17 protein-coding genes are annotated in these 23,843 nt (G+C 42.1%); 9 read left to right on the forward strand and 8 right to left on the reverse strand.

All coding sequences use genetic code 11. The annotated features are described in order from the left end of the window. Positions 1–131: 131 nt before the first annotated feature. The 3 genes from ACMHKH_RS05210 to dapC form a co-directional block, all read right to left on the reverse strand. Entirely contained in the window at positions 132–737 is a 606-nt protein-coding gene (locus ACMHKH_RS05210) for a 3'-5' exonuclease (RefSeq protein ID WP_413519605.1), read from the reverse strand. A 31-nt stretch (positions 738–768) separates the two neighbouring features. Then, positions 769–2,742, reverse strand: a complete 1,974-nt coding sequence (locus ACMHKH_RS05215; protein ID WP_413519606.1) for a DUF294 nucleotidyltransferase-like domain-containing protein — start codon at positions 2,740–2,742, stop codon at positions 769–771. Between the two features lie 184 nt (positions 2,743–2,926). After that, positions 2,927–4,177 (reverse strand): succinyldiaminopimelate transaminase, encoded by a 1,251-nt coding sequence (dapC, locus tag ACMHKH_RS05220; RefSeq protein WP_413519607.1) that lies wholly within the window; start codon positions 4,175–4,177, stop codon positions 2,927–2,929. Positions 4,178–4,469: 292 nt separating this feature from the next. Between dapC and ACMHKH_RS05225 the strand changes: the two genes are divergently transcribed. After that, the gene (locus ACMHKH_RS05225; RefSeq protein ID WP_413519608.1) at positions 4,470–5,138 is read left to right on the forward strand and encodes a hypothetical protein; all 669 of its coding nucleotides are present in this window, start codon (positions 4,470–4,472) and stop codon (positions 5,136–5,138) included. 11 nt (positions 5,139–5,149) lie between these two features. On the opposite strand, the gene glnD is transcribed toward ACMHKH_RS05225, so the two are convergent. Beyond that, positions 5,150–7,897 (reverse strand): [protein-PII] uridylyltransferase, encoded by a 2,748-nt coding sequence (gene glnD, locus ACMHKH_RS05230; RefSeq protein ID WP_413519609.1) that lies wholly within the window; start codon positions 7,895–7,897, stop codon positions 5,150–5,152. Between the two features lie 161 nt (positions 7,898–8,058). Then, positions 8,059–8,850, reverse strand: coding sequence for a type I methionyl aminopeptidase (map, locus tag ACMHKH_RS05235; protein WP_413519676.1), 792 nt, complete (start codon positions 8,848–8,850; stop codon positions 8,059–8,061). Positions 8,851–9,159: 309 nt separating this feature from the next. Between map and ACMHKH_RS05240 the strand changes: the two genes are divergently transcribed. The 6 genes from ACMHKH_RS05240 to ACMHKH_RS05265 all read left to right on the forward strand — a co-directional run bounded on the left by ACMHKH_RS05240 (position 9,160) and on the right by ACMHKH_RS05265 (position 13,975). Next, entirely contained in the window at positions 9,160–10,236 is a 1,077-nt protein-coding gene (locus ACMHKH_RS05240) for an esterase/lipase family protein (RefSeq protein ID WP_413519610.1), read from the forward strand. Between the two features lie 130 nt (positions 10,237–10,366). Then, positions 10,367–11,470, forward strand: coding sequence for a lipase secretion chaperone (locus tag ACMHKH_RS05245; protein WP_413519611.1), 1,104 nt, complete (start codon positions 10,367–10,369; stop codon positions 11,468–11,470). 350 nt (positions 11,471–11,820) lie between these two features. Then, positions 11,821–12,309: an META domain-containing protein gene (locus tag ACMHKH_RS05250; RefSeq protein ID WP_413519612.1), complete on the forward strand. Its 489-nt coding sequence runs from the start codon at positions 11,821–11,823 to the stop codon at positions 12,307–12,309. Between the two features lie 252 nt (positions 12,310–12,561). After that, complete coding sequence (locus tag ACMHKH_RS05255) at positions 12,562–13,566, forward strand: Xaa-Pro aminopeptidase (RefSeq protein WP_413519613.1); 1,005 nt, start codon at positions 12,562–12,564, stop codon at positions 13,564–13,566. 46 nt (positions 13,567–13,612) lie between these two features. Continuing rightward, positions 13,613–13,783, forward strand: coding sequence for a DUF2256 domain-containing protein (locus ACMHKH_RS05260; protein WP_200663860.1), 171 nt, complete (start codon positions 13,613–13,615; stop codon positions 13,781–13,783). 45 nt (positions 13,784–13,828) lie between these two features. Then, positions 13,829–13,975 carry a DUF2256 domain-containing protein gene (locus ACMHKH_RS05265; protein ID WP_413519614.1) on the forward strand — a complete coding sequence of 49 codons (147 nt, stop codon included), beginning with the start codon at positions 13,829–13,831 and terminating at the stop codon, positions 13,973–13,975. 94 nt (positions 13,976–14,069) lie between these two features. Here ACMHKH_RS05265 and ACMHKH_RS05270 read toward each other — a convergent pair whose 3' ends face one another. Beyond that, the gene (locus tag ACMHKH_RS05270) at positions 14,070–14,999 is read right to left on the reverse strand and encodes a bile acid:sodium symporter family protein (protein WP_413519615.1); all 930 of its coding nucleotides are present in this window, start codon (positions 14,997–14,999) and stop codon (positions 14,070–14,072) included. A gap of 347 nt (positions 15,000–15,346) precedes the next feature. Then, positions 15,347–19,117 carry a methionine synthase gene (gene metH / locus ACMHKH_RS05275; RefSeq protein ID WP_413519677.1) on the reverse strand — a complete coding sequence of 1,257 codons (3,771 nt, stop codon included), beginning with the start codon at positions 19,115–19,117 and terminating at the stop codon, positions 15,347–15,349. A 627-nt stretch (positions 19,118–19,744) separates the two neighbouring features. Between metH and ACMHKH_RS05280 the strand changes: the two genes are divergently transcribed. Beyond that, positions 19,745–20,299 carry a fasciclin domain-containing protein gene (locus ACMHKH_RS05280; protein WP_413519616.1) on the forward strand — a complete coding sequence of 185 codons (555 nt, stop codon included), beginning with the start codon at positions 19,745–19,747 and terminating at the stop codon, positions 20,297–20,299. A gap of 341 nt (positions 20,300–20,640) precedes the next feature. Then, a complete protein-coding gene (locus ACMHKH_RS05285) occupies positions 20,641–21,249 on the forward strand; it encodes a fasciclin domain-containing protein (RefSeq protein WP_413519617.1) in 609 nt (202 codons plus the stop codon). 423 nt (positions 21,250–21,672) lie between these two features. Here the strand turns inward: ACMHKH_RS05285 and ACMHKH_RS05290 are convergent, their stop codons facing one another. Further along, complete coding sequence (locus ACMHKH_RS05290; RefSeq protein ID WP_413519618.1) at positions 21,673–23,220, reverse strand: alanine/glycine:cation symporter family protein; 1,548 nt, start codon at positions 23,218–23,220, stop codon at positions 21,673–21,675. Positions 23,221–23,843: the final 623 nt, after the last annotated feature.

Below are 23,843 nucleotides of genomic sequence, written 5' to 3' on the forward strand. Positions count from 1 at the left end.
GGTGGCAAAAACAGGCTATGGTAACATGAGTTGCTGTTTTCGCGTAGACGCTACATGTAGCTGTAAATATGCTTTTATCTTAATGCTTTAGCTTAAAACCTTGTCTAGATAATACATGTTAGTAATCACGCTTAGCGTACATGCAAAAATACCATTGCCGTCATGATGGCATCATTATAAGCATCATGGGTGCCAAGTTCTGGAATATTATAATATTTTAAAATACTGTTTAAATGCTGTGCTTGGTTTGAAAGCCCATGACTGCGACCTATCATACGCCGACTATAAAGGGGGCGTATATCAATCACTTCGTTGGGCAAATAAGTACCCATATAGTGTTTGACCAGAGGGTTTAAAAACCCGACATCTATCTGCGGGCAAAACCCCACAAGTGGGCGATTACCAATAAAAGGTAGTAGTAATGATAGCATCTCATCATAACTCATCGCATGCTCAACATCGGCGGTGCGCAGACCATGAATGATAATGGTATCGCGCTCAGGCATGACAGGTGGTCTACAAAGCAAATGCAGCCCATTTCCTGTATCAATCTTGTCGCCATTTATATGAATGGCAGCGACTGACAGCAGGTGATTTTTTTTTGGATTGAGTCCGGTCATCTCACAATCAATCGCGACCCACTGCTCAGGCATGGGTGTGGTAAACATCGATGCCAGCTCAGGGCGCTGTAACTGATTTTTTTGCCAAGAAGACGATAATTTTTTTAGCCAGCCCATATTTTTTATCTCCAACGCTAAGCCGTTTGGCTTAACCAAATTCAAGCTGATACTGTCGGTTTAATTGTCCCTTAAAGCTTTTTACGACGGCTAAGCACTCTTTTAATAAATCACGCTCAAGGGCAGACAATGTCGTTGGATCGACTTCTTTGGCGTGTTTATTGTCTGTTAATAAGGCAACCGATAAGCGCTGCGCCATAAAGAACTCTAAGGCCTCAAGTAAGGTGTCAGCTCGCTCTTGGGTTAACGCACGAGCTTGAACCAGCGCTTTAAGGCGATCTTTACTGCTAGGCTCAGTAAAAAGATCGTTTTCTAACGCTAAGGTGCGGATGCCATGGACCAATGGAAAAATACCTGCTTTTTTGAGGTCGATAGTATAGGCGCTTGGCTTACCGCCCAATAGTGGTACAAACTTTTGCCACCATTGACTGACATCGCCAAATTGTAGCGCTGCTCGTGCAAACTGCCGCACGAACATCAAGTCTGACTGCCTATGTGCTGTTTTTAGGTGTTCACGAACTTGTATCAGGAGCGATTCATCACCGCAGACGTATTCACCATCGAATATAGCGGATAAATAAATGCCGTGCATCGGGTCAGTATTTTTAAACCATAAACTGATTTGCGCTTTAAACTGCTTTAGTGGCTGCCGCCACATGGGATTGGTCATCATAATATTGCCGTCACACAGTGGGTAGCCAAGATCGGCTAAATGCTGGTTAAAAGTATCGGCAAATTGTGCCAGCTCAGGATGGTCATAACCATCACGGATAATAAGCGCATTATCTTGGTCAGTACGCATGATTTGCTCGCCGCGACCCTCGGAACCCATGACGATAACACAAGTATTTTCCATGACGTCATTAGGAACGATAAGTTGCCAAAGCTTGGTAAATACTTGCGCATTAAGGGTTTGAACCATGCGGCTGATGTTGCCCATCTTGATACCGTTTTGGTGCTGAGCGCGTATATAGCGTCCAATGAGCTCAACGGCGGTCGCCAAACTTGGCAAGTCTGTGGCTTGTTCGATTTCAATACTAATCAGCTGTGAATGATGACCAATATGAGCAAGCATATCGCTTTGCCCAAGCACGCCGATGACTTTACCATGGGTATCTATCACCGGTAGCCTATGAATGCGATAGCGGGTCATGGTTAGTAATGCGTCACCAATTTCATCATCGGCATCAATAGTTTTAAGATTAAAACTTGCGTAGTTTTGACAAGGCGTTATGGCTGGGTTTTGTTGATCGCTGACGGCGCGGCAGATATCGTTATCGGTAAGGATACCTAAGGTGCGATCTGAGCGGTTTATGTCTGTTACATGCCCTGTTGGACGTACTAAAACGTGTTTCAGCCCAGCATCAGTCATAGTACGAGCTGCTTGATATAGGCTATTGTCAGCATCAACGATATGGACAGGCAATAAGGTGATGTCAATCACCGACTGTAGCATGATTTGCTGTACTTCTTGTGGGTCATCAGAACTGGTTGCATCTAAATGCTGTCCGCTACGCCTTAGCTGTAAAGCTTTTAGTCGTTCGGGTAAGCTTTCTGATAATAGCTGCCGTACTAAATAATTTTGTGCACTGATTTTATCAACGGTTGTTCCAGTTACTTGCAGCAGTAACGTATCTTCAACAGCGCAAAACTGATAAGAAGTTACCTGCGAATCAAGATTTTTATCTCCTTGTAGTCTACCTTCTTGTATTTTGCCTTCTTTTAGGCTGTTTTCTATCAGCGATTTTGGTGAGCGCCTGCTATCAAACCAATCATTACTATTAAGATGTTCGGTGTGATTGCTACCTAGATAAGAGGCGGTAAAATTACCATCTAAGAGCTGCTCAATATGACCTTTAAGCACCACATAAAAGTACTGCAAATCATCCGCCGATAACATCTCATCTTTGGCAAGATAACGAACTTGAGTGTTTTTTTTGATACTTTGACGTTCAGCGGCACTTAACACGTCAAATGGTGGCTGGGTAAAATTAAGATGGGGCATGGCATCATCCTTGATGGCATAAGCGTTAAAAGGTAGGTAAATATGAAAAACAATCAAATAACAGCGCTGGGTCATTTGAGTATAAGACTTACTATAGCATCATCCAATAGAAAACCGCCAATAACCATAATTTTATTGTGGTTATTGGCGGTTTGTTAAAATTAATATGCTTTAAGCTAGCCTGTTAGGCAGCGAGTAATTTTTGAATACGTTTGATTGCCTCACGGCTTTCCTCGACGCTTGCTACCAATGCAATACGCACATAGCCTTGTCCGGGATTTTTACCATTGACCTCGCGTGACAGGTAACGTCCAGCAAGCGCGTGAATATTAGCATCTTCATAGAGCGCTTTGACAAATCGCTCATCATCACCACCGAACTGCTCAGGCGCTTTTATCCAAAAGTAAAACCCTGCCTCAGGCATACGCAAATCTAATAACTCACCAAGCTCCGACATCCACAGCGCAAATTTTTCTCGATATAGCGCTCGATTGTGCACCACATGTTTTTCATCTTCCCAAGCGGCGATAGATGCTAGCTGATGAGGTATCGGCATCGCGCAGCCTTGATAAGTGCGGTATTGCAGATAAGAATCTAAAATAGTGGCATCACCTGCCACAAAGCCTGAACGCAAGCCGGGCAAGTTTGAACGCTTCGATAAAGAGTGAAATACCAAACAGTTTTTGAAATCATGGCGGCCAAGAGCCGCGCAGGCTTGTAGTAAGCCTATTGGCGCTTTATCAAAATAAAGCTCGCTATAACACTCGTCGCTGGCAATGATAAAGCCGTATTGGTCTGATAGGCGCAAGAGTTGCTCCCAATCGTCCATCGTCATGACCGAGCCAGTTGGGTTATTTGGGCTACAGACAAATAATAACTGCGTACGCGTCCAGATATCTTTTGGTACGGCGTGATAATCGCCTTTAAAATTATTATCAGCAGTGCAAGGGATAAAGTAAGGCGTTGCTTGCGCTAATATCGCCGCCCCTTCATATATCTGATAAAACGGATTGGGCATAACTATTATAGGTGTAGACGATTGAATAGATGTCAGCGCTTGATTAAGCGCTACCGGCTGGCTAGCTGTTCCTGATTGATGGTCAACAACTGCCTGTACGATACTAAATATCGCTTCACGTGTACCCATAACTGGCAATACTTGGCCATGCGGATCAACATGATTTAGAAAAAAGCGCTTTTCAAGCCAGTGAGCAATGGTTTGACGCAGCTCGAATATACCATTAGTCGTTGGATAATGGCTTATTTTGTCCAAGTTTTCGCGTAGGACGTCCAGTACAAACGCTGGAGGCTCATGTTTTGGCTCGCCAATACCGAGCTTAATTTCATTATAGCTATGGGCTGGAACGCTATCGGCAAGCAAGGTTGCCATCTTAGCGAATGGGTAAGGGTGCAGAGTCGATAAGTTGTGATTCATAGGTAAGCTAACTATAATAGACAATTAATAATAAATTTATAAAGAAAAATTACATTCAAGCAGTGTAGCACTTCTCTTATTTTTTGTCTTTTTCTTCTGATGTTTATACATAATAAATCATTACTCCTTAAATATGGCGCCTTTAGCTGCTGCCATTTTGACATTATAACCGTTAAATATTGAGCTATATGACCGTGTCATAACGTCTTATTGTAGAAATTAGAAGTATGACCATTACTTAGAAAAAATAAATATGGGCGTTTATAAGCGCCTATTTTAGGAATAATTTGATATGTCTAGTATGTTAGAAACCGATAGTCTCGGCGCTATGGATATCAAGGAGAGATATTTTGATAATCAGCAAGACCTTGGCGTCTATGAAAAGCTACAGCAACTCGAACAGGCATGGTGGAAAACACATAAGCAGTTGATACTGTTAAAAGAACGGCAAATGTTTTGGTTTGGTGATAATAGCTTTATGATGTGGCTGCTATGGCAATTTGTCAGCTATATCGTCGTGGCCATGGTATTGATGTTACTCAGTAAGCTATTGGATGTCTCGCTACCTTTATGGCAATACGTCGCTTTATTCGTCATACAAACCCTGATTTTCGTTATAATGTTCAGTCTTAAAGGCGGATTTGCTCGGCATTTGGCAGATAAAATCAATCGAGAAGATTTGTCTCGCGAGGAAATGCTGAATGAAATGACGATTTTGGCTACGGATAGCCTATATCGTGATGTTCATGCAAGAGCACCTATCTCTTTAAAACAAATCTACCGGTTTTATGATGCTCAGTTTCGTCTAGCAAGCCTGCATCGCTTACTGCAAAATGAAATCGATGCGGGACGCTTGATGTATGGCGAGCAAAAGGTAGACGCAGGCATACTGCCGCTACAACTTGCCGACGATGCTTTAAAAGAATATGCTCGCGGCATCATATATAAAAGCTTGATATAACAACAATCAATCTAAACCATATCATTACGGATGCTAAGACTTTCTATTAAAGTCGCTTTTAAAGTCGCTAGTTTCTCAGCACTTAATGCGTCATCGTTTTGGTCACTGATATAGAACATGTCTTCTGCACGCTCGCCAAGTGTGGTAATACGCGCGGCGTGCACTTCGATTTCCTGCTGCAAAAATACTTGCCCAACGCGCGCCAGCAAACCTGGCTGATCAAGGGTCTCTAGGCTCATAATATGCTGGTTTGAGGCCTCGTTAAATTCAAAATTAATCGTCGTTGCCACATCAAAATGTTTGAGCTGGCGTGGAATCCGTCTGTGCGTCAGCTTGGGCGCAGTCGGATTTTTAAAGGCATCAATCAAGCGCTGCTTAAGCTCTTGCTGGCTATCAATATCGACCAATAGCGTGCCGCTACGATCAAGTAGTACATAAGAATCTAAAGCAAAATCACGGGTTGCTGTGATAATACGGGCATCCAATACATCAAGATTCATCTGATCAAATACGGCCATAGTAACAGCAAACAAGTTGACCTGATCTTGGGTATAAACAAAGACCTGTACCGCATCAAGTGCCAGCTCGCGATGCTCTCGTAACACGACTAATGGCGCGCTATCAGCGTCTGATGCTCGACCGATGGGCGGATGATTCAAAATCGCTTCCGTATGCCATAAGATATCTTCTGCAATTTCACGCAAAAAGTACTCATCGCCCAAATCATCCCACAATCTGGTTACCTCATCGCGATTCATATGCTGATTATCGACGTTATCTAGCATGGCCAATGCCTGTTTGCGCGTAGCACTAATCATATCTTGGCGATTGGTGGGGGCGTCGATATCGGCGCGTAAGATGCGCCGCGTTTGCGAATATAGCTGTTTCATAAGGGTTGCCCGCCAGCTGTTCCAAAGCTGTGGATTGGTAGCATTCATATCGGCAACGGTCAGTACATATAGATGGTTTAGGTGTGTTACGTTACCAACCAAATCTGCAAATAGCGTCACAACCTCTGGGTCTGAGATGTCCTTTTTCTGTGCTGTCATCGACATCAGTAGATGATAACGAGTCAGCCAGCCAACCAAGTTGGCATCTGCCATACTCATGCCGTGCGCTAGACAAAATTCAATCGACTCGATTTCACCAAGCTGACTATGATTGCCGCCACGACCTTTGGCGATATCATGAAACATCGCAGCCAACACCAAAATCTCTTTACGTTCAATACGCTGAAAGATAGAGCTGACCAGCGGAAAATCTTCAAAAAAACGTGGATCCGTAAAGCGGTGTAAAATGCGAATCAAGAATAAAGTATGGGCATCGACGGTATAACGATGAAATAAATCGTATTGCATCAGCCCCGTTACTTGCGCAAAGGCGGGGATATAGTTGCCCAAAATACCATAGCGATTCATGGTACGCAGGCGATGAAAAAGATAGTTTTGTTCTTTTAGGTTGGCTAAAAATAATGCCTGATGCGTGGGATTATCTCGGTAAGCTTGATCAATGCCACGTGCTGCAATTTTTAGCGCGCGCAGGGTATGAGTACGGACATTTTTGATGCCATATTGACCCATGAGTAAAAACATCTCTAATATCGCCTCAGGATGCTGAGCAAATACTCTATGATGCGCCATTGCAATTTGGTCGCCGACTTGGTTAAAGCGCGCATTGATGGGCTGCTTTTTTGGGCGTTCTTCATCAGGTAATTGCGGCTCTATGATAGTTTCATAATAGTGATTGGTCAGCATCTCAGACAATGTCGATATCTGCATAGCACAGCGATAGTAGTCACGCATAAAGCGCTCTACTGCCGCATTTGGTTGATCATCTGGCTGAGTCTCATAGCCCATCAGCTGAGCAATCTCACGCTGATAATCAAATAACAGCTTATTCTCATTACGTCCTGTTAATTCATGCAAATAGTGACGTATTTGCCATAAATAGCCTTCTGCAAAATTTAGTTCATCGAACTCTTTTTCAGTTAAAAAGTTTTGCTGTACGAGGTCATAGAGCTTACTAACGCGGAAATAGCGTTTGGTTACCCAGCCGACGATATGGATATCACGCAGACCACCGGGGGCGGTTTTGATATTGGGTTCAAGATTGTATTCGGTGGCATTGTGTTGTAGATAACGCGCTTTTGCTTCTTTGATTTTAACGTCAAAAAATTCGCGCGGTGACCATTGATTGTTCACTATTTGAAGTGGTACACCTTGTAACTTTTCATTACCTATTAATAGCCGAGCCTCTAACAATGCGCTGGCAATGGTATGATCAAGTGCTGCTTCTAAACATTCACTAACGCTGCGCACTGATAATGCTGGCTCAAGTCCAATATCCCAAAGAAAGGCGACCAAATTATCAATTTTACGACTGGTATCGCTGTCAATAGCGCTTGGCATCAATAGTAAAATATCGATATCAGAATGCAGTGATAATTCACCGCGCCCATAGCCACCCGTTGCAAATAGTGCCAAATCTGTCTTATCAAGCTCAAACCAGTTAAATAATTCAATCAATAAATCATCAATCACACCAGCACGAGCGCCTACCAATTGCCGGATATTGACGCCGCGTTCGAGTGCACGGCTGATGTCATCATTGATTTGCAGCAGCCATTCAGAAATACCGAATAGTGGCTTTTCTATGACGCTGGTATCTGCTGATAAAGAGTGAGATGCCGGTGTCATATTGTCTATTGATAGCAAAGGCATCGGTGTCAAATCAATAGTGGTGACATCACAATTAAACATGAGAGTTATCCAGTTAAGAGTTTGCAATCTAATTGATGGAACAGGGGGTATTACTACTAAAAACTATCTATAATATATCGGAAATATAGAAAGTATAAAAGTAAAACACCTATAGGATTAGTAGGCGAAAAAAAAGACCGCCTAAGCGATCTTTTATCAGGTTATTGAGTCAAAAAACTCAAATCTTCTTCGGGGCGTGTGGTGAAAACTTCACAGCCGTTATCTGTCACGACCATCGTATGTTCCCACTGGGCTGACAGTTTGCGATCTTTAGTAATCGCCGTCCATTCATCCGGTAAAATCTTAGTTTGCCATTTTCCTTCATTAATCATTGGCTCAATGGTAAAGGTCATACCCGTTTTTAGCTCGAAACCCGTACCTTTTTTACCATAGTGCATCACTTGCGGCTCATGGTGGAATTCATCACTGATACCGTGACCACAGAACTCACGTACGATACTAAAACGCTCAGGTTCGACGACTGCTTGAATAGCAGCACCGACATCACCGAGACGCGCACCATTCTTGACTACACTCATACCCGCATATAGTGCTTCTTGTGCCACTTTGCAGATACGCTGCGCCATAATAGAGCCATTACCAACCACCCACATTTTTGAGGTATCGCCATAATAGCCATCTTTAATGACGGTCACATCGATATTGATAATATCACCATCTTTAAGGATTTTGTTTTCGCTCGGGATACCGTGACAAACCACGTGATTCACTGAAGTACAGATTGATTTTGGAAAGCCATTATAATTCAGTGGCGCTGGAATCGCGTCTTGCACATTAACGATATAGTCATGCGCAATTTGGTTTAATGCTTCAGTGCTAATGCCCACTCTAACGTGCTCATCAAGCATAACTAGTAAGTCGCTAGCAAGTCTACCAGCGATACGCATTTTTTCTATGGCTTCAGGAGATTGGATAAGGGATTTTTTAGTCATCATGATCGATCTTATAGTTATAGAATTTAGGTGATCAATTATATCATAAACCGACAACGTGCTGTTTGAATGCACATTATTGAATATTTTAATCATATTGATATTAAATGTCTTTATATAAATAAGGCTGACTATACAGTCATGATGATAGGAGCGCTAAAAGCAGAAATCAGTTGAATATTACAAAATTTATAAGTATCGTAATTTTGTCTGCTAAATGATTTAGCAATGCTCTTTATGGCTTTGTGCAGGATGCAACAGATGAGCCTATAAAGATAGCCTCAAGCTTACAATAACAAGGATGTTGTTATGACTATAAAATTCCCTATTCGCAGGGTACTAACGCCCAGTGCTTTTTTTCCCTCACTTGCTGCTATTGGCGCTGGTCTTCTCCTGATGACGCTACAAACGACCTCTGCGCAAGCGGCAGGTCAGTATTATAATTGTGCCAATCCTACTGGTTGCAAATTGGTTGATAGCCAGTACTTCACTTCTAGCTATACTAAAACTCAGTATCCGGTCGTCATGGCTCATGGGCTTGGCGGGTTCACCACGCTATTCGGCGTTATTGATTATTTCAATGGCATTCCTGAAGATTTGATGAAAGGCGGCTCAGAGGTATATACCACCAAAACATCAGCCGTCAATAACAGTGAGATTCGTGGGGAGCAGCTATTACAACAAGTCAAAACTATTAGTGCCATTTCAGGTAAATCTAAAGTCAATTTATTTGGGCATAGTCAAGGCGGTATAGACATTCGTTATGTCGCTGGCGTTGCGCCAAAATATGTCGCCTCAGTAACGGCAGTTTCAAGCCCAGAGCAAGGGTCAAAAACGGCAGATTTTGTCAGAAATACCCTTGATCCAAACAACGACACGGGCAATCCGTCAAATATCACAACACAGTTAGTATCAGGACTGTTTAATTTAATCGGTGGTTTTACAGATATCGGTTCGGGTATTAGTTTTGAAGAGATACAACAGCAAGATGGCTGGCAAGCAGTTGTGGCTCTATCGACCGATGGTGCCGCTCTTTTCAATGCCAAATTTCCTGCGGCAATGCCGACCAGTTATTGTGGCCAGCCGACCAGTAATGCTGTCAATGGCATCAAATATTACTCATTTAGTGGTGTTGGACAAATAACTAGCGCCCTCGATCCTACTGACTATCTATTAGCAGCAACGGGCATACCGTTTGCAGGAGACTCTAATGATGGTTTGGTCTCTGCCTGCTCAAGTCGGCTTGGTTATGTGATTCGTGATAATTATCGAATGAATCATCTGGATTCAGCCAATCAATTGTTGGGCTTGACTGCATGGGGAGAGTCTGAGCCGAAATCTGTTTATCGTACTCAGGTAAGTCGTTTGAAAAAAGCCAATCTATAATTGGTTAATGAGTGGACTATAGCTTTGAGTCTGCAAGCGTTGTATAAAAAAGCAGGGTCAACTGAGTTGACCCTGCTTTTTTATATTAGATTCGTATATCAATTGATTTATTAAATAAGATGTTTTTGCTATGTCAAATAATCGCCGTTCGCCTTTTTTGTCAGTTATTATTGTTGCTGTGATTATCGCTATAGTAGGAGCGGTTATCCTGTGGTTTAAACCTAGTAATAGTAGCGTCAATGCTTCTCAACCCTTATCTACGACGGCCAATAATGATGCTGAAAATAGCTCGATAAATATGGCTAATCCCAGTAATGGTGCTGGCATGTCATTTAATAAAAGTAATACTCAATTTACTACGGGGCTGGAGAATTTACCGCGTTCTTTGCAAGATACGGATGTCGATGGCGAGATTATCATTGATGAAAATAAGCATCTTGTCGTTACCGAAGGCTTAAAACGCTTGTTTGATTATTTTTTATCAGCGCTTGGTGAGGAAGATGAGACTACTATCAATGCTCGGGTAGAGAGTTATATCCGCAGTCATACGCCAGAGCCTGCAGCGAGCCAAGCGGTTACCATATTTGAGCAGTATGTTGCTTATTTAAAGGCAATCTCTGAGATTGAGAAAAAGTACGGCAATCTACAATTGCAAGCGACTCAAAGCGGAAAGCTAGATTTAAATGTTGTCGCTCAGCAAAAACAAGACGTTGCCAAGCTACGCCAAAAGCATTTTGATAAAGAAACGATTGCTGCTTTCTTTGGAGAGGCAGATGAGTATGATGATTATAGTATCGAAATGGTCAGAATCAATCAAAACGAGCAGCTGTCTGACAGTCAAAAAGAAGCCGCAAAGCAAAATTATATTAGCCGTATGCCAGACAATAGCACCAAAGCCAATCTTGCTCAGCAAGCCAATTTAAACGAATTAATGACTCGTACAGAACAAATGCAAGCAAAAGGCGCGACGGCTGAACAATTATATAATATGCGCCGTGAGCTATTTGGTGCGCCTGCTGCTGCTCGGCTTGCTCAAGTAGATCAAGCAGATGCCAACTTTGATCAGCGCTTTAAACAGTACCAGGCACAAAAACAGCAGCTACTAAATCGAAATACGGATAACGCCCAAGCTCAAATTAATCAAATCGAGCAGCAATTATTTAATGAGGCTGAACGCAAGCGTCTAACAGGTTACGCTGCTTTGCAGCAGCAGAACGCTGCTAATATAAAGTAACGAAAACACTGGTTGTAGGTATAAATATAGAGGTCAATAAAAAGCTTTTATCAGCGCGTGATAAGCTTTCGAATATAAAAGCCACTCTTAAGAATAAAATAAAAGTCTATGCGTTAGCAGTTAATAGCGTATTTAGCAAGGCAGATTAGCAAAAACACCCTAAAGTGGAACAAATATAGCGGTAATTGGTACTCAATCTATCATGACAGGCTTATGATAAATCGGCATAATAGCCGCATTGTTTAGACTAAAGAAAAAAACAAATTAATCAGAGCGAATGCTACTGCTTAAAATGATAAACAATGGCTTTTTACTTTGCATACGAATATTTGAAACCTCTAGGAGTTTATATGAAAAACATGACTAAATTGATGCTTGCTGCCACCCTTACTGTAGGTACATTGGCTGCTGGTTGCCAAACTGCCCCTACGGTAACTGCTCCAGTGACTCAACCAATTACTGCAAATGCGCTACAAGCCTACGATTGGCAGCTGGTTGATGCGACGCGCACTAATGGTCAAAAGGTTACTCAGTTATTCTTTGATCCATCTAAGCCTTTGACGCTAAAATTCTTTAAAGATAACGGCAATGATCGCGTTAGCTTTGTGAATACTTGCAACAACATGGGTTCTGATTACCAGGTTGTTAATGGCAACTTAGTATTAGGCAACGTTCTATCTACTATGATGGCATGCCCTGAGCCACAAGCCAGCTTTGATACAGCGACTCTTGCTACCGTACAAGGTAAATACAGCATCAGCACAAATGCAAACAACACGCCTATCTTGACTATCACCAATAGTAGTCAAGTTGCTAATTTTAAAGTTATCTCTAAATAATCTAACTATTTAAAATCTATGTTATAGCAACTTTTATATCAAAAATGCCTCACTTAGCAGTGGGGCATTTTTTTGTCCAAAAGTTTTGTTTAAAGTAACAGCGCAATGTACGTTACACTAGCGGCATTATCTTTTCTCATTAATTTTATGCTATTTAGCCATCCTTTGTAGCCATTGCTCGTACTTAATCGTATGCTTGAATGGATTATGTTAACTGCCTTAAATGGCTCAAAGTTGTATAGGACTTTTATAATGTCAAAAACAGCTTTATCAAAACCAACTGTTGATATTAGTAGGCTTAACGGCATTGGGTTTATTGGCGTGTTTGCAATATTAATTGCGCTAAGCGGTTGTCAAACCATGCCAAATGGCTCGTCTAAGGCCAGCAGTACGACGGCTATGAATAATCCGCTTACTATAGGCATGCCAGTAATAGACCGCCAAGGCTATATCGCTTATGTGGAAGAACAGGGCATGGGCGCGGCGAAAGTGTCGACACTGTATCGTATCCATCCTGATGGCAGCGGGCGTCAGCTGATTGATCAGCTAAACGGCTATATCTATGCGCCAGCGTGGTCAGCGGATGGTCAAATGCTCGCTTATAGTAAACAAGCGGCGCGCCAGCATCCGAAGATTTATATTTACGATGTTAAGAGCGGTAGCCATAATTTGGTCGTCAATGCAGAGGGTAGCAATTTATCGCCGTCATTTTCACCAGATGGTAAAAAGCTGCTGTATAGTTCAACTGTGGGCGGCAATGCTGATATTTATGAGATGCAGCTAAATAATGGCAGTACTAAACAGCTTACTACTTTATCTAGTACCGAAGTACAGCCAAGCTACGCCAGCGATGGGCAAAGCTTTGTCTATACCAGTGATAAAATCCGCGCTGGACGCCCAAGTATCTATCGTTATAACTTTGCGACCGCTAACGCCGCGCTAATATCGACGGGAGGCTATGCCGCCAGTCCGCAACTGAGCGTAGATGATAAGCGTCTAGCATTTCTCAATCGTCGTAAGGCGGCAGTCATGATGCTTGCCACTCGACAAGTCATCAATCTAGCAGAAACGGGTCTTGATGAGCCAGCACGTCTGTCACCCTCAGGGCAATATGCTGTCTATCCGACACGCAACTCAAACTTAGGTGAACAGGGTGGTCAAGGTAGTCTAGTCATTCACTCATTATCCGGTAATACCAGCTACACCATCAGTATTCAGTCTGGCGGCTTGGTGCGCTCGCCTGTGTGGGGACGTTAAGCAGTTAGTAGTAAACCTTTAATCATCGAAAAATAGGCTAAGTCATATGGCGCATAAGAAAAAGAACGTCCGTAAAAAAGAATGTCCAGTCTGCGAGCGCGAGTTTAGTTGGACTAAAAAGCTAGATAAAAACTGGGAAAGTATGGTCTATTGCTCCGACCAATGTCGCCGCGTAAAAAAATATGAAGGGTTAGATCATCAAAAAGAAGATAAATAGGCGTTAATAAGCAGTTAGAGATATACGGGAGCAAGGGATCATACGATGGCACATAAAAAAGCAAACCTACCGCAAAAAATCTGCCCCGTGTGCCAGCGTCCATTTACGTGGCGCAAGAAATGGGAGAAGGATTGGGAGCAGGTGGTTTATTGTTCTGAGCGGTGTCGGCGGGGGAAGAGTGTTCATACTTAATTAGGTGATAATAGTAGGTAAAAAAATAAGCCAAATACTCATTGGTGATATTTGGCTTAGATATAGTAAGAAGGTTTACATTAAAACCTATCGTTTAACGAGCATCTCTCTTAGCAAAGATATTGGCAACCAATGCGCCGCTAAAGTTATGCCACACACTGAATATTGCACTTGGCAGAGCAGCAACAGGATTGAAATAAGTCGCCGCAAGGGCAGCACCAAGACCAGAGTTTTGCATACCCACTTCAATCATAATGGCACGGCGTTGCTTCTCAGTGAAGCCAGATAAGCGAGCGATTAAATATCCTAAGGTATAACCCAACATATTATGTAATGCCACCACGACAAATACGATAGCACCGCTGTCTAAAATGGTTGCTTTAGAAACTGCAACAACGGCAGCTATGATAATTGAGATACCCAATACTGAAATCATCGGCAATATCTCGACAGCAAATTCGATTTTTTCACCCAAAAATTTATGGAAAATAACTCCTAATAATATCGGTAAAATAACGATTTTAGTAATGGTGAGCATCATACTGGCTAAATCAATATCAATCAGCTGACCGGCAAACACATTTAAGAGAATAGGGGTCAAAAAAGGCGCTAGTAGGGTTGATATAGAGGTAATGGCGACACTTAACGCTACATCGCCTTTGGCTAAGAAAGTAATCACATTACTAGAAGTGCCACCGGGGCAACAACCAACCAAAATAACCCCAACAGCGATTAAAGGATCAAGGTTAAAAACCACCGTTAAACAATAGGCAATCAATGGCATCAAGGTAAATTGTGCTAGCAGTCCTACTAATACAGGCTTTGGTCGCTTAATGATTTCTACGAAATCTTCCGCCTTCAAAGTCATGCCCATGCCAAACATGATGATACCTAAGATAGGCACAATCAAGAACGCCAACGATGCGAAGAATGTAGGAAAAATAAATCCTAAGATGGCACTGACCAATGCCCAAATTGCAAAAGTTTTGCCAATCCAACTGGAAATTAGTGCAATCTGTTTCATAACCTTTCTCAAAATAATAAAGTAGATAATAATCTATCACGTATATAGGCAGGAAATGATAAAAGTATCTTTCGCCCAACGTAGCGCAAAGTTTGCTTATTTATATAGTCAGGTCTGAATAAAAAAGATACATTGAAAGTAACGTGCTACTGCTATCAATTTTTCTAGCTTGCTGTTCGCAAGCGTGACAGAGGCTGCGAAAAATTCATATCATTAGCACTGTATTGTTTTTAAACTAAATCGACTATAGCAAGTTATTACTTTATAAAAAAATGGCGTACTCATATTAAGTGAGTACGCCAAAAAATATCCATAAACTATCTATGAGTTAACTGATTTTTTAAAGCCTATAAATTCGGATTCAACCACTTCTCAGCCGTTTTCATATCCCAGCCTTTACGCTCAGCATAGCTCTCTAACTGATCGGTGCTGATTTTACCGACGTTAAAGTATTCACTATCAGGATGCGAGTAATAGAAGCCGCTGACCGATGATGCCGGCCACATCGCGTAGCTTTCAGTCAATATCGTACCGATAGCATCGCCCGTACCAATCCATTCGAATAGCTTACCTTTTTCGGTATGCTCAGGGCAGGCAGGGTAGCCAGGCGCTGGGCGGATACCGACATATTTTTCTTTAATCATCTCATCATTAGTGAGCGACTCAGTTGGTTGATAGCCCCAATATTCTTTACGAATCAGCTCATGTAAATGCTCGGCGAATGCTTCGGCTAAGCGATCAGATAATGCTTGTGTCATGATAGCGTTATAGTCGTCACCAGCGGATTTATACTTCTCAGCCAATGCTTCTGTACCCACTATCGAAACCGTAAAGCCACCCAAATAATCAGTATGCGCTTCCGATGGCGAGATAAAGTCTGCCAAGCTAAAGTTCGGCTTGCCACTGGCTTTGTCACTTTGTTGGCGTAAATGCTCGAATTGATAGGTTGGGTTGCCACCTTGTTGTGGGTCGTTATCATAAACTGTCACAGTATCGTTATCAGTGCGACGGGCTGGCATAAGTTTAAACACACCTTTCGCGACGATTAATTTTTCATCAATCATCTTTTGCATCAATTCATTAGCATTATCGAATAAATCACGCGCCGCTTCGCCAACTACGTCATCTTGCAAGATTTTTGGATATTTACCTGCCAGACCCCACGATATAAAGAACGGAGTCCAGTCGATATAAGGCAGTAGATTGGTAATTGGGTAATCATCAAGTATTACTTGACCTAATTTATTAGGTACAGGCGGTACATAGTTGTCCCAGTCATATTGAAAGCCAATCTTAATTGATTCTGCATAGGATATTTTTGCCGCTTTTGGTTGACGCTTGGCAAGGCGTTCACGTACTTTGATGTATTCTTCACGGGTTTCATCAATCAAGCCTTGGCGATGTTCTTTTGATAGTAGCTTAGTCACCACACCGACTGAGCGTGAAGCGTCCGCCACATAGATGACGCCATTATTTTGGTATTGCGGCTCAACTTTGACAGCAGTATGTGCTTTCGATGTCGTTGCGCCACCAATCATCAAGGGTAAGGTTATGCCGCGCTCTTGCATTTGCTTGGCGACATAGACCATCTCATCTAGACTTGGGGTAATCAGCCCTGATAGACCAATGATATCAACTTCCTCAGCGATTGCGGTATCGAGGATTTTTTCACAAGGCACCATCACGCCCAAATCAACAATGTCATAACCGTTGCAGCCAAGCACCACGCCGACGATATTTTTACCGATATCATGGACATCGCCTTTGACGGTTGCCATGAGGATTTTGCCTTTCTTTTCGCCTTCGACTTTTTCCGCTTCGATATACGGGTTTAGCCAAGCGACCGATTGCTTCATGACGCGCGCAGATTTTACCACTTGTGGTAGGAACATTTTACCGGCACCAAATAAATCGCCAACGATGTTCATCCCATCCATGAGTGGACCTTCGATGACCTCTAGTGGTTTCGGGTATTTCTCCCATGCTTCTTTGGTATCAGCGTCAATAAAGGTGGTGATACCTTTTACCAGCGCATGGGCAATTCGTTCTTCCACTGTGCCTTCGCGCCAGCTCATATCGACGGTACTGTCTTTTTTCTTACCGCCGTCCTGATAACTCTCAGCGATGGTCATTAGACGTTCGGTGGCATCTTGTCCAGACTCGCCTTGGTTGCGGTTGAGCATCACGTCTTCGATGGCGTCGCGCGCTTCCTTTGGAATATCATCATATAGCTCAAGCATGGCTGGGTTGACGATACCCATGGTTAAGCCATTTTGAATAGCATGATAGAGGAATACCGAGTTGATGGCTTCACGAATTGGGTTACCACGGAAACTAAACGAGACGTTAGAGACACCGCCCGATACCATGGCATTTGGCAGGTTATCCGTAATCCATTTGGTCGCGTTGATAAAGTCAGCACCGTAATTATTATGTTCAGTAATACCGGTTGCGACCGCAAAGATATTCGGGTCAAAAATAATGTCTTCTGATGGGAAGCCGACTTCATCGACCAACACATCATAACTACGCTTACAAATCTGAGTTTTACGCTCAAAGGTATCCGCCTGTCCGTCTTCGTCAAATGCCATGACAATCACTGCGGCACCGTAGCGCATACAGAGCTTGGCACGCTCAACGAACTCGGCATGACCTTCTTTTAAGGAGATAGAGTTGACAACACATTTACCTTGGATACGTTTTAGCCCCTCTTCGATAATATCCCATTTTGATGAATCGAGCATCAAGGGTACACGGCTGATATCCGGCTCGCCCGATACCAAGTTAACGAAGTGAATCATCGCCTGTTTGGAGTCAAGCATCCCTTCGTCCATATTGATATCGACGATTTGTGCGCCGCCTTCGACCTGATCACGGGCAACATCGAGCGCTTCGGTATAAGCTTCAGTTTTAATCAAACGTAAGAATTTCTTCGATCCGGTGACGTTGGTACGCTCACCGACGTTGACGAATAAGCTATCAGGGGTAATGGTAAAAGGCTCCAGTCCTGATAAGCGGCAAGCAGGTGCAATCTCAGGAATGACGCGCGGTGGATAATTTGCCACCATCTTAGCGATTTGACGAATATGCTCAGGTGTAGTGCCACAACAGCCACCGACGATGTTTAAGATACCAGCTTTGGCAAAACCCTCGAGCAGCGCCGTGGTTTCTTCAGCCGTTTCATCATACTCACCAAATTCGTTAGGTAGACCAGCGTTCGGATGTGCGGAGACATATGTATTGGCGATATTTGATAGCGTTTGGATGTGCGGACGCAGCGCATCCGCACCAAGCGCGCAGTTAAAGCCAACCGATAGCGGCTTAGCATGACGAATTGAATTATAAAAGGCTTCAGCCGTTTGACCCGATAAAGTACGACCCGAGGCATCGGTAATTGTCCCCGATATCATAATCGGTAACTCGAAACCGATATCATCAAACACACCGGTTACCGCAAATATCGCTGCTTTGGCATTTAGCGTATCGAAAATAGTCTCAATCAAAATGAGATCGACGCCACCTTCCATCAATGCCAATGTCGCTTCACGATAATTAAGTACCAATTCATCAAAGGTGATATTACGAAAGGCAGGATCATTGACATCAGGGGATAGCGAGCAAGTACGCGACGTTGGTCCAATGACGCCAGCGACGAAACGTGGCTTCTCTGGTGTTTTGTCTGTGTACTCGTCAGCGGCTTCGCGAGCAATCTTGGCAGCGGTTTTATTCAGCTCTGGCACGAGGTACTGCATATCATAGTCAGCCATTGATAGACGCGTACCGTTAAAACTATTGGTTTCGATGATATCAGCGCCAGATTCTAGGTGCGCCAAATGAATCTCTTCAATCATATGCGGCTGCGACAGCACCAATAAATCATTATTGCCGCGCACATCTTGGCTAATATCAGCAAAACGCTCGCCGCGATAGTCTGCTTCTTCCAGCTTATAATTCTGAATGTGGGTGCCCATCGCGCCATCGAGCATCAAAATCCGTTTTGTCATCTGCTCAGTGATACGTGCGCGTGCCGTCAGCTGCTGCGCTTTATAAGGGAATACCTCAGGTGGTGTCAATATAAAATTATTAGGATTAGCATTTGGGTTGCTAGTGTCGGTCATCTTTGCTTGAGCCGTATTAGCTTGAGAGCTATCGGTTTGAGAAGGGTTTGTTGCAATCATAGGAGCGCTGCTTATAGAGTCAATGTTATAAAAAGGAGAAGGGGGTAATAGTTATAATTTTAATAAATAAGCGCTAAAAATAATCAATGTAATTGAACGGGGTTCAAAATTTAGAAATAAATCCAGATAATTTTAGCAGAAAATATATCGTTATTGTGATGTTAACAAAGTCTATTGAATAAAGCTTGTGAGCACAAATGAATATCATTTATCTTTAGGATTACATAAAGCTTTACTTATGCTTATAAAAGAAAAATTATCCCTTTATAACACCGATACAGATTACACGGCTACGACAAAAAGTAGCGTAAATAGCCGTTTACAGCACTCAACTATATGTTAATTTAATTTCAGAAGGATTGATGTTTCATAAGCAGTGCTTATTAGTAGAGGTTAATGGTTCTTATTTGCTATTTGTCTATAATGGTCATTTATTACAGATAAAATTGCACCATAAAATCAGCGACCAAGATGTTAAGAATAAGTGCTAAGGAAAGCCAATCTCATCTGCCAAGTTGTACTAAAAAACCAACAGATTATAGAGACTCTCTTATTAAGGATAATGTTATGAAAATCATGAAAATTGCTACTCTCGGTGCTTTAGCTATCTCACTTGCAGGTTTAAGCGCCTGTAATAATATGATGCCTGCCAAAAATACTGCTATGAAAGCCCCAATGCATAGTCAGTCAATGGCAACAATGAACGTGGTACAGATTGCTCAGAGCAATCCTGATTTCTCTTTACTGGTAGAAGCCGTCGTCGCTGCTGATTTAGCAGGCGCGCTGTCTAACCCTAATGCTCACTATACAATTTTTGCCCCGACTAATGCTGCATTTGTACAAGCCCTACAAGAAACCGGTATGACTAAAGCACAGCTTTTTGCCAACAAGCCCTTATTGACCAAAATTTTGAGCTATCACGTGATTAATGGTGCTGCGCCAGTGTATGCAAAAGATGTGAAGCCAGGCAATATAATGATGCTGAGCAAAGATACGCTTATGGTGACGGCGCAAGGTAAATTGATGGATGAAAGTGGACGTACGACCAACATCTTAAAAACGGATATCGCTGCTAGTAATGGTGTGGTACATGTGATTGATAGAGTATTGATGCCTAAGTAATATATAAGTAATGCAATAGAAAAAATTTATATTTTTATATTTTTTGGTTAGCCATTACTTATTAGTCAACTAAGTAGATATGAAGCTGTCATGAGCAGTTTCATATCTAGCGATAAACTAAAATACGAAACACGCGTGTTATATACGCTATTGCTACAGTGTTACTACCTAAGAATATATGAATTAAAAATCAATCAGTTAAGATAGTAAGCAACTACAAGCGTAGCTGATTTAAAATAGTGTTCAGTTATCTTAAGAACGCCATTCATAATCTACCTTTCTATAAGCTATCTTTCAAACTATGCCGCATTTAATAGTTATCTACCTCAAAGGAATGTCCTATGTTAAAGAAGAATCTACTATCTATCGCTGTTGTGGCTGCCGCATTATCTCTAGCAGCTTGTAATGATAAAAAAGCAGTCACAGAGCCGGTTGAGCCAGAAGCAACGACTGATGTGGTCGTAGAGCCAGAAGTTGCTCCTGAAGCAGTCGCAGAAGCTGATGCAGCACCTATGCCTGAAGCAGCAGCGACCCAAAGTATTGCTGAAATGGCTGCTGCAAACCCGGATTTATCAATACTAACTGCTGCATTGAAAGCTGCTGGTCTTGACGGTATGATGATGGACGCAGGCACATATACTGTCTTTGCGCCTACCGATGAAGCGTTTGCTGCAGTATTGACCAAGTTGAATGTGACGAAAGAAGAGTTATTGGCTAATACTGATTTGCTGAAAAGTGTACTACCGTACCATGTCGTACCTATGGTCGTAAAAGCTGCTGATATTCCTTATAACACCGCTATTGAAACGGTTAATGGTCAAACCATTATGATCAGTGATGCCAATGTCATTACCGACGCAAGCGGTAATACAGCAAATATCACTGGAACTGATATGATGGCAACCAACGGTGTAGTACATGTAATTGATACTGTGTTATTGCCTAAATAAGGCTTAACAAAAAAAACTGTTAATAGTTAAAAGCACAAAAAGCCTAGCCATTGAGCTGGGCTTTTTGTTGCTTGTTCATTATAGTGCGCCACTACGGTTGTTGCATTTTAAAAGATTTAGCCATGTTAGGGCAGCTAATAGAGTACGTTCAATTTAAAAAGAGCACAGTGCTGCTAGGATGAGTTTTCTAGTTCTATTGAATGCTAAGCGTACAGCAAGTAAGAAAAGTTGATAACAGCAGAACAGTATTTTTAACGTAGCTCTTTTATTGTAAACTGAGCCCTTTATTATAAACTGACTGTAGCTATCGCTTGGTGATTATAAAAGAGGCAAGGATAAGCAAACAAAAAAGCCCGAGACGATGGTCTCGGGCTTTTTTAATTATTTTACTAACTTAATAAATATCATTTACTGTAGAGATTTTTATTTAAGATCTTTACGCAAAGGATCATTGTTCATCGCTTGCATCTGTTTACGATGACGCTCTTCCCAATATGGCGCGTTTTTGATACCAAATTTTGCTGGATCAAAAGTATATTCTGTCACGCCAGCTTTAAGTTGTGCTTCGTAGTCTCTAAGCATGGTAAGTGTTGGACGAGCCACAAAGAAGATAATCAAGATACCAACGATATTGAGCCAAGCCATAAGACCAACACCGATATCACCAATAGCCCAAACATAGCCTGCTGAGTTAAGACCACCGTAAGCAACCATAACCATAATTAAGACTTTCGCTAAGAAAAGACCTGTTTTATGAGCACCGCGACCGATAAAGCGTGTTAAATAAGTAACGTTAACTTCAGCAATATAGTAGTAAGCCAAGATGGTCGTAAAGGCAAAGAAGAATACAGCGATTGCGATAAAGACATTACCAAAAGTACCGTATACCGATTGCATTGCCATTTGTGTAAAGGCTGGTGAATTAATTTCAGTCGTAGCAGCTACATTTTGCAGAATGAACTGACCATCTGGTAACGTACCTTGAATGTTATACATACCAGTAGATAAAATCATAAATGCAGTAGCAGAACAAACCAGTAACGTATCAACGTAAACTGAGAATGCTTGTACTAAACCTTGCTGTGATGGATGCTGAACTTCAGCAGCAGCAGCAGCGTGAGGACCTGTACCTTGACCAGCTTCGTTAGAGTAAATACCACGTTTTACACCCCAACCAATGGCCGCACCAAAACCAGCTTGTGCCGTAAATGCATCACCGATGATCAAACCAAATACATCTGGGATCAAACTGAAGTTACTGAACATGATAATTAAGGCTAACAAAATATAACCGATTGCCATAAATGGAACGGCGTACTCAGTAAAGGTTGCAATGCGTTTAATACCACCGAAAATGATGATACCTAAGATTACCAAAATGATAGCAAGACCGACCAGACGCATAGAGCCGACTTCTAATCCTGCCACATTCATGATAGTGCCTTCACCCATGACTTGGGCAAAAGCACTAATAACGCCATTCGCCTGTACACCAGGTAAGAACATACCACATGATAAAATAGAAGCGATTGCGAAAAGTATACCGTACCATTTTTGACCAAGCGCACGTTCAAAGTAATAGGCAGGGCCACCACGATATTCGCCAGTAATCACATCTTTTTCTTTATAAATCTGTGCCAGTGTCGATTCAACGTAGGCAGTAGAAGCACCTAAAAAGGCAACGACCCACATCCAAAATACCGCACCAGGACCACCGAAGCCGATAGCAGCAGCTACACCAGCGATGTTACCCATACCCACACGACCAGCAAGCGAGACGGCAAGTGCCTGAAATGATGAAATACCATTGGCACTGGACTTACCAGTAAATAGTAATTTTATCATTTCCCCGAATAAACGTACTTGTACAAAGCGCGTCATGATGGAATAAAATAGACCGGCGCCCAAGCATAAGTAAATTAATGCGGGACTCCAAATAATTCCGTTTACTAAATTGACTAAACCTTCCATATATCTATTCCTTCAACTGTCTCAAAATGACTATATATAAAGATGCACAGAGTGAGCTAACGATTTAATATCCTTATTAATGCTAACCACTCAAATTGTTTGCATAGACTTAAAATTATCTTTTAAGCTTCATATCCGTATAGTCACCAAGAATGGACTGTAGTTGTCTGTATTTATCCGCTTGGTTCATTATTAAGCTTGGCTATGCTCGATCGTTTACTTTCTATATAACTTGGTGTTTTGTTATTCTGCTATAAGCCTAAACACTGCTATCAAGAGGCCAATGGATAAAACAGGCGGTTATAATATTAAATATCCATCATCATGACGGTATCCGATTTACTATGAGCGGTATCGGCTGCGCACAATTGTGTAATAGAATCATAAAGCGATGATTTGTCTGTCTATCAATCCTTTTAAATGACAAATAAATCACTCACTAGTACTAAGGAATAAATAAGTCCACTACCAAATGTGTGCAAACCGTACAGCTACGTAACTGCAATTTGCCATATTTTTTTGCTAATTACTACAATTTTCTTCTTACCGGTATTTATATAGGCATTTCAATAATCGTTATTTAGAGAGAAAAAGCCGTGGGATATAGCGTAGACGTTTTTTGT

The sequence above is a fragment of the Psychrobacter glacincola genome (assembly GCF_965118485.1).
Lineage (GTDB): Bacteria > Pseudomonadota > Gammaproteobacteria > Pseudomonadales > Moraxellaceae > Psychrobacter > Psychrobacter glacincola_D.

Bases quoted from the DNA above. Each gene is read 5' to 3' on its own strand.
- ACMHKH_RS05260 (WP_200663860.1), top strand. From the start codon at position 13,613: ATGGCGCATAAGAAAAAGAACGTCCGTAAAAAAGAATGTCCAGTCTGC.
- map (WP_413519676.1), bottom strand. From the start codon at position 8,850: ATGACTAAAAAATCCCTTATCCAATCTCCTGAAGCCATAGAAAAAATG.
- ACMHKH_RS05240 (WP_413519610.1), top strand. From the start codon at position 9,160: ATGACTATAAAATTCCCTATTCGCAGGGTACTAACGCCCAGTGCTTTT.
- ACMHKH_RS05270 (WP_413519615.1), bottom strand. From the start codon at position 14,999: ATGAAACAGATTGCACTAATTTCCAGTTGGATTGGCAAAACTTTTGCA.
- ACMHKH_RS05285 (WP_413519617.1), top strand. From the start codon at position 20,641: ATGTTAAAGAAGAATCTACTATCTATCGCTGTTGTGGCTGCCGCATTA.
- metH (WP_413519677.1), bottom strand. From the start codon at position 19,117: ATGACCGACACTAGCAACCCAAATGCTAATCCTAATAATTTTATATTG.
- ACMHKH_RS05280 (WP_413519616.1), top strand. From the start codon at position 19,745: ATGAAAATCATGAAAATTGCTACTCTCGGTGCTTTAGCTATCTCACTT.
- ACMHKH_RS05250 (WP_413519612.1), top strand. From the start codon at position 11,821: ATGAAAAACATGACTAAATTGATGCTTGCTGCCACCCTTACTGTAGGT.
- ACMHKH_RS05210 (WP_413519605.1), bottom strand. From the start codon at position 737: ATGGGCTGGCTAAAAAAATTATCGTCTTCTTGGCAAAAAAATCAGTTA.
- dapC (WP_413519607.1), bottom strand. From the start codon at position 4,177: ATGAATCACAACTTATCGACTCTGCACCCTTACCCATTCGCTAAGATG.
- glnD (WP_413519609.1), bottom strand. From the start codon at position 7,897: ATGTTTAATTGTGATGTCACCACTATTGATTTGACACCGATGCCTTTG.
- ACMHKH_RS05215 (WP_413519606.1), bottom strand. From the start codon at position 2,742: ATGCCCCATCTTAATTTTACCCAGCCACCATTTGACGTGTTAAGTGCC.
- ACMHKH_RS05290 (WP_413519618.1), bottom strand. From the start codon at position 23,220: ATGGAAGGTTTAGTCAATTTAGTAAACGGAATTATTTGGAGTCCCGCA.
- ACMHKH_RS05255 (WP_413519613.1), top strand. From the start codon at position 12,562: ATGTCAAAAACAGCTTTATCAAAACCAACTGTTGATATTAGTAGGCTT.
- ACMHKH_RS05265 (WP_413519614.1), top strand. From the start codon at position 13,829: ATGGCACATAAAAAAGCAAACCTACCGCAAAAAATCTGCCCCGTGTGC.
- ACMHKH_RS05225 (WP_413519608.1), top strand. From the start codon at position 4,470: ATGTCTAGTATGTTAGAAACCGATAGTCTCGGCGCTATGGATATCAAG.
- ACMHKH_RS05245 (WP_413519611.1), top strand. From the start codon at position 10,367: ATGTCAAATAATCGCCGTTCGCCTTTTTTGTCAGTTATTATTGTTGCT.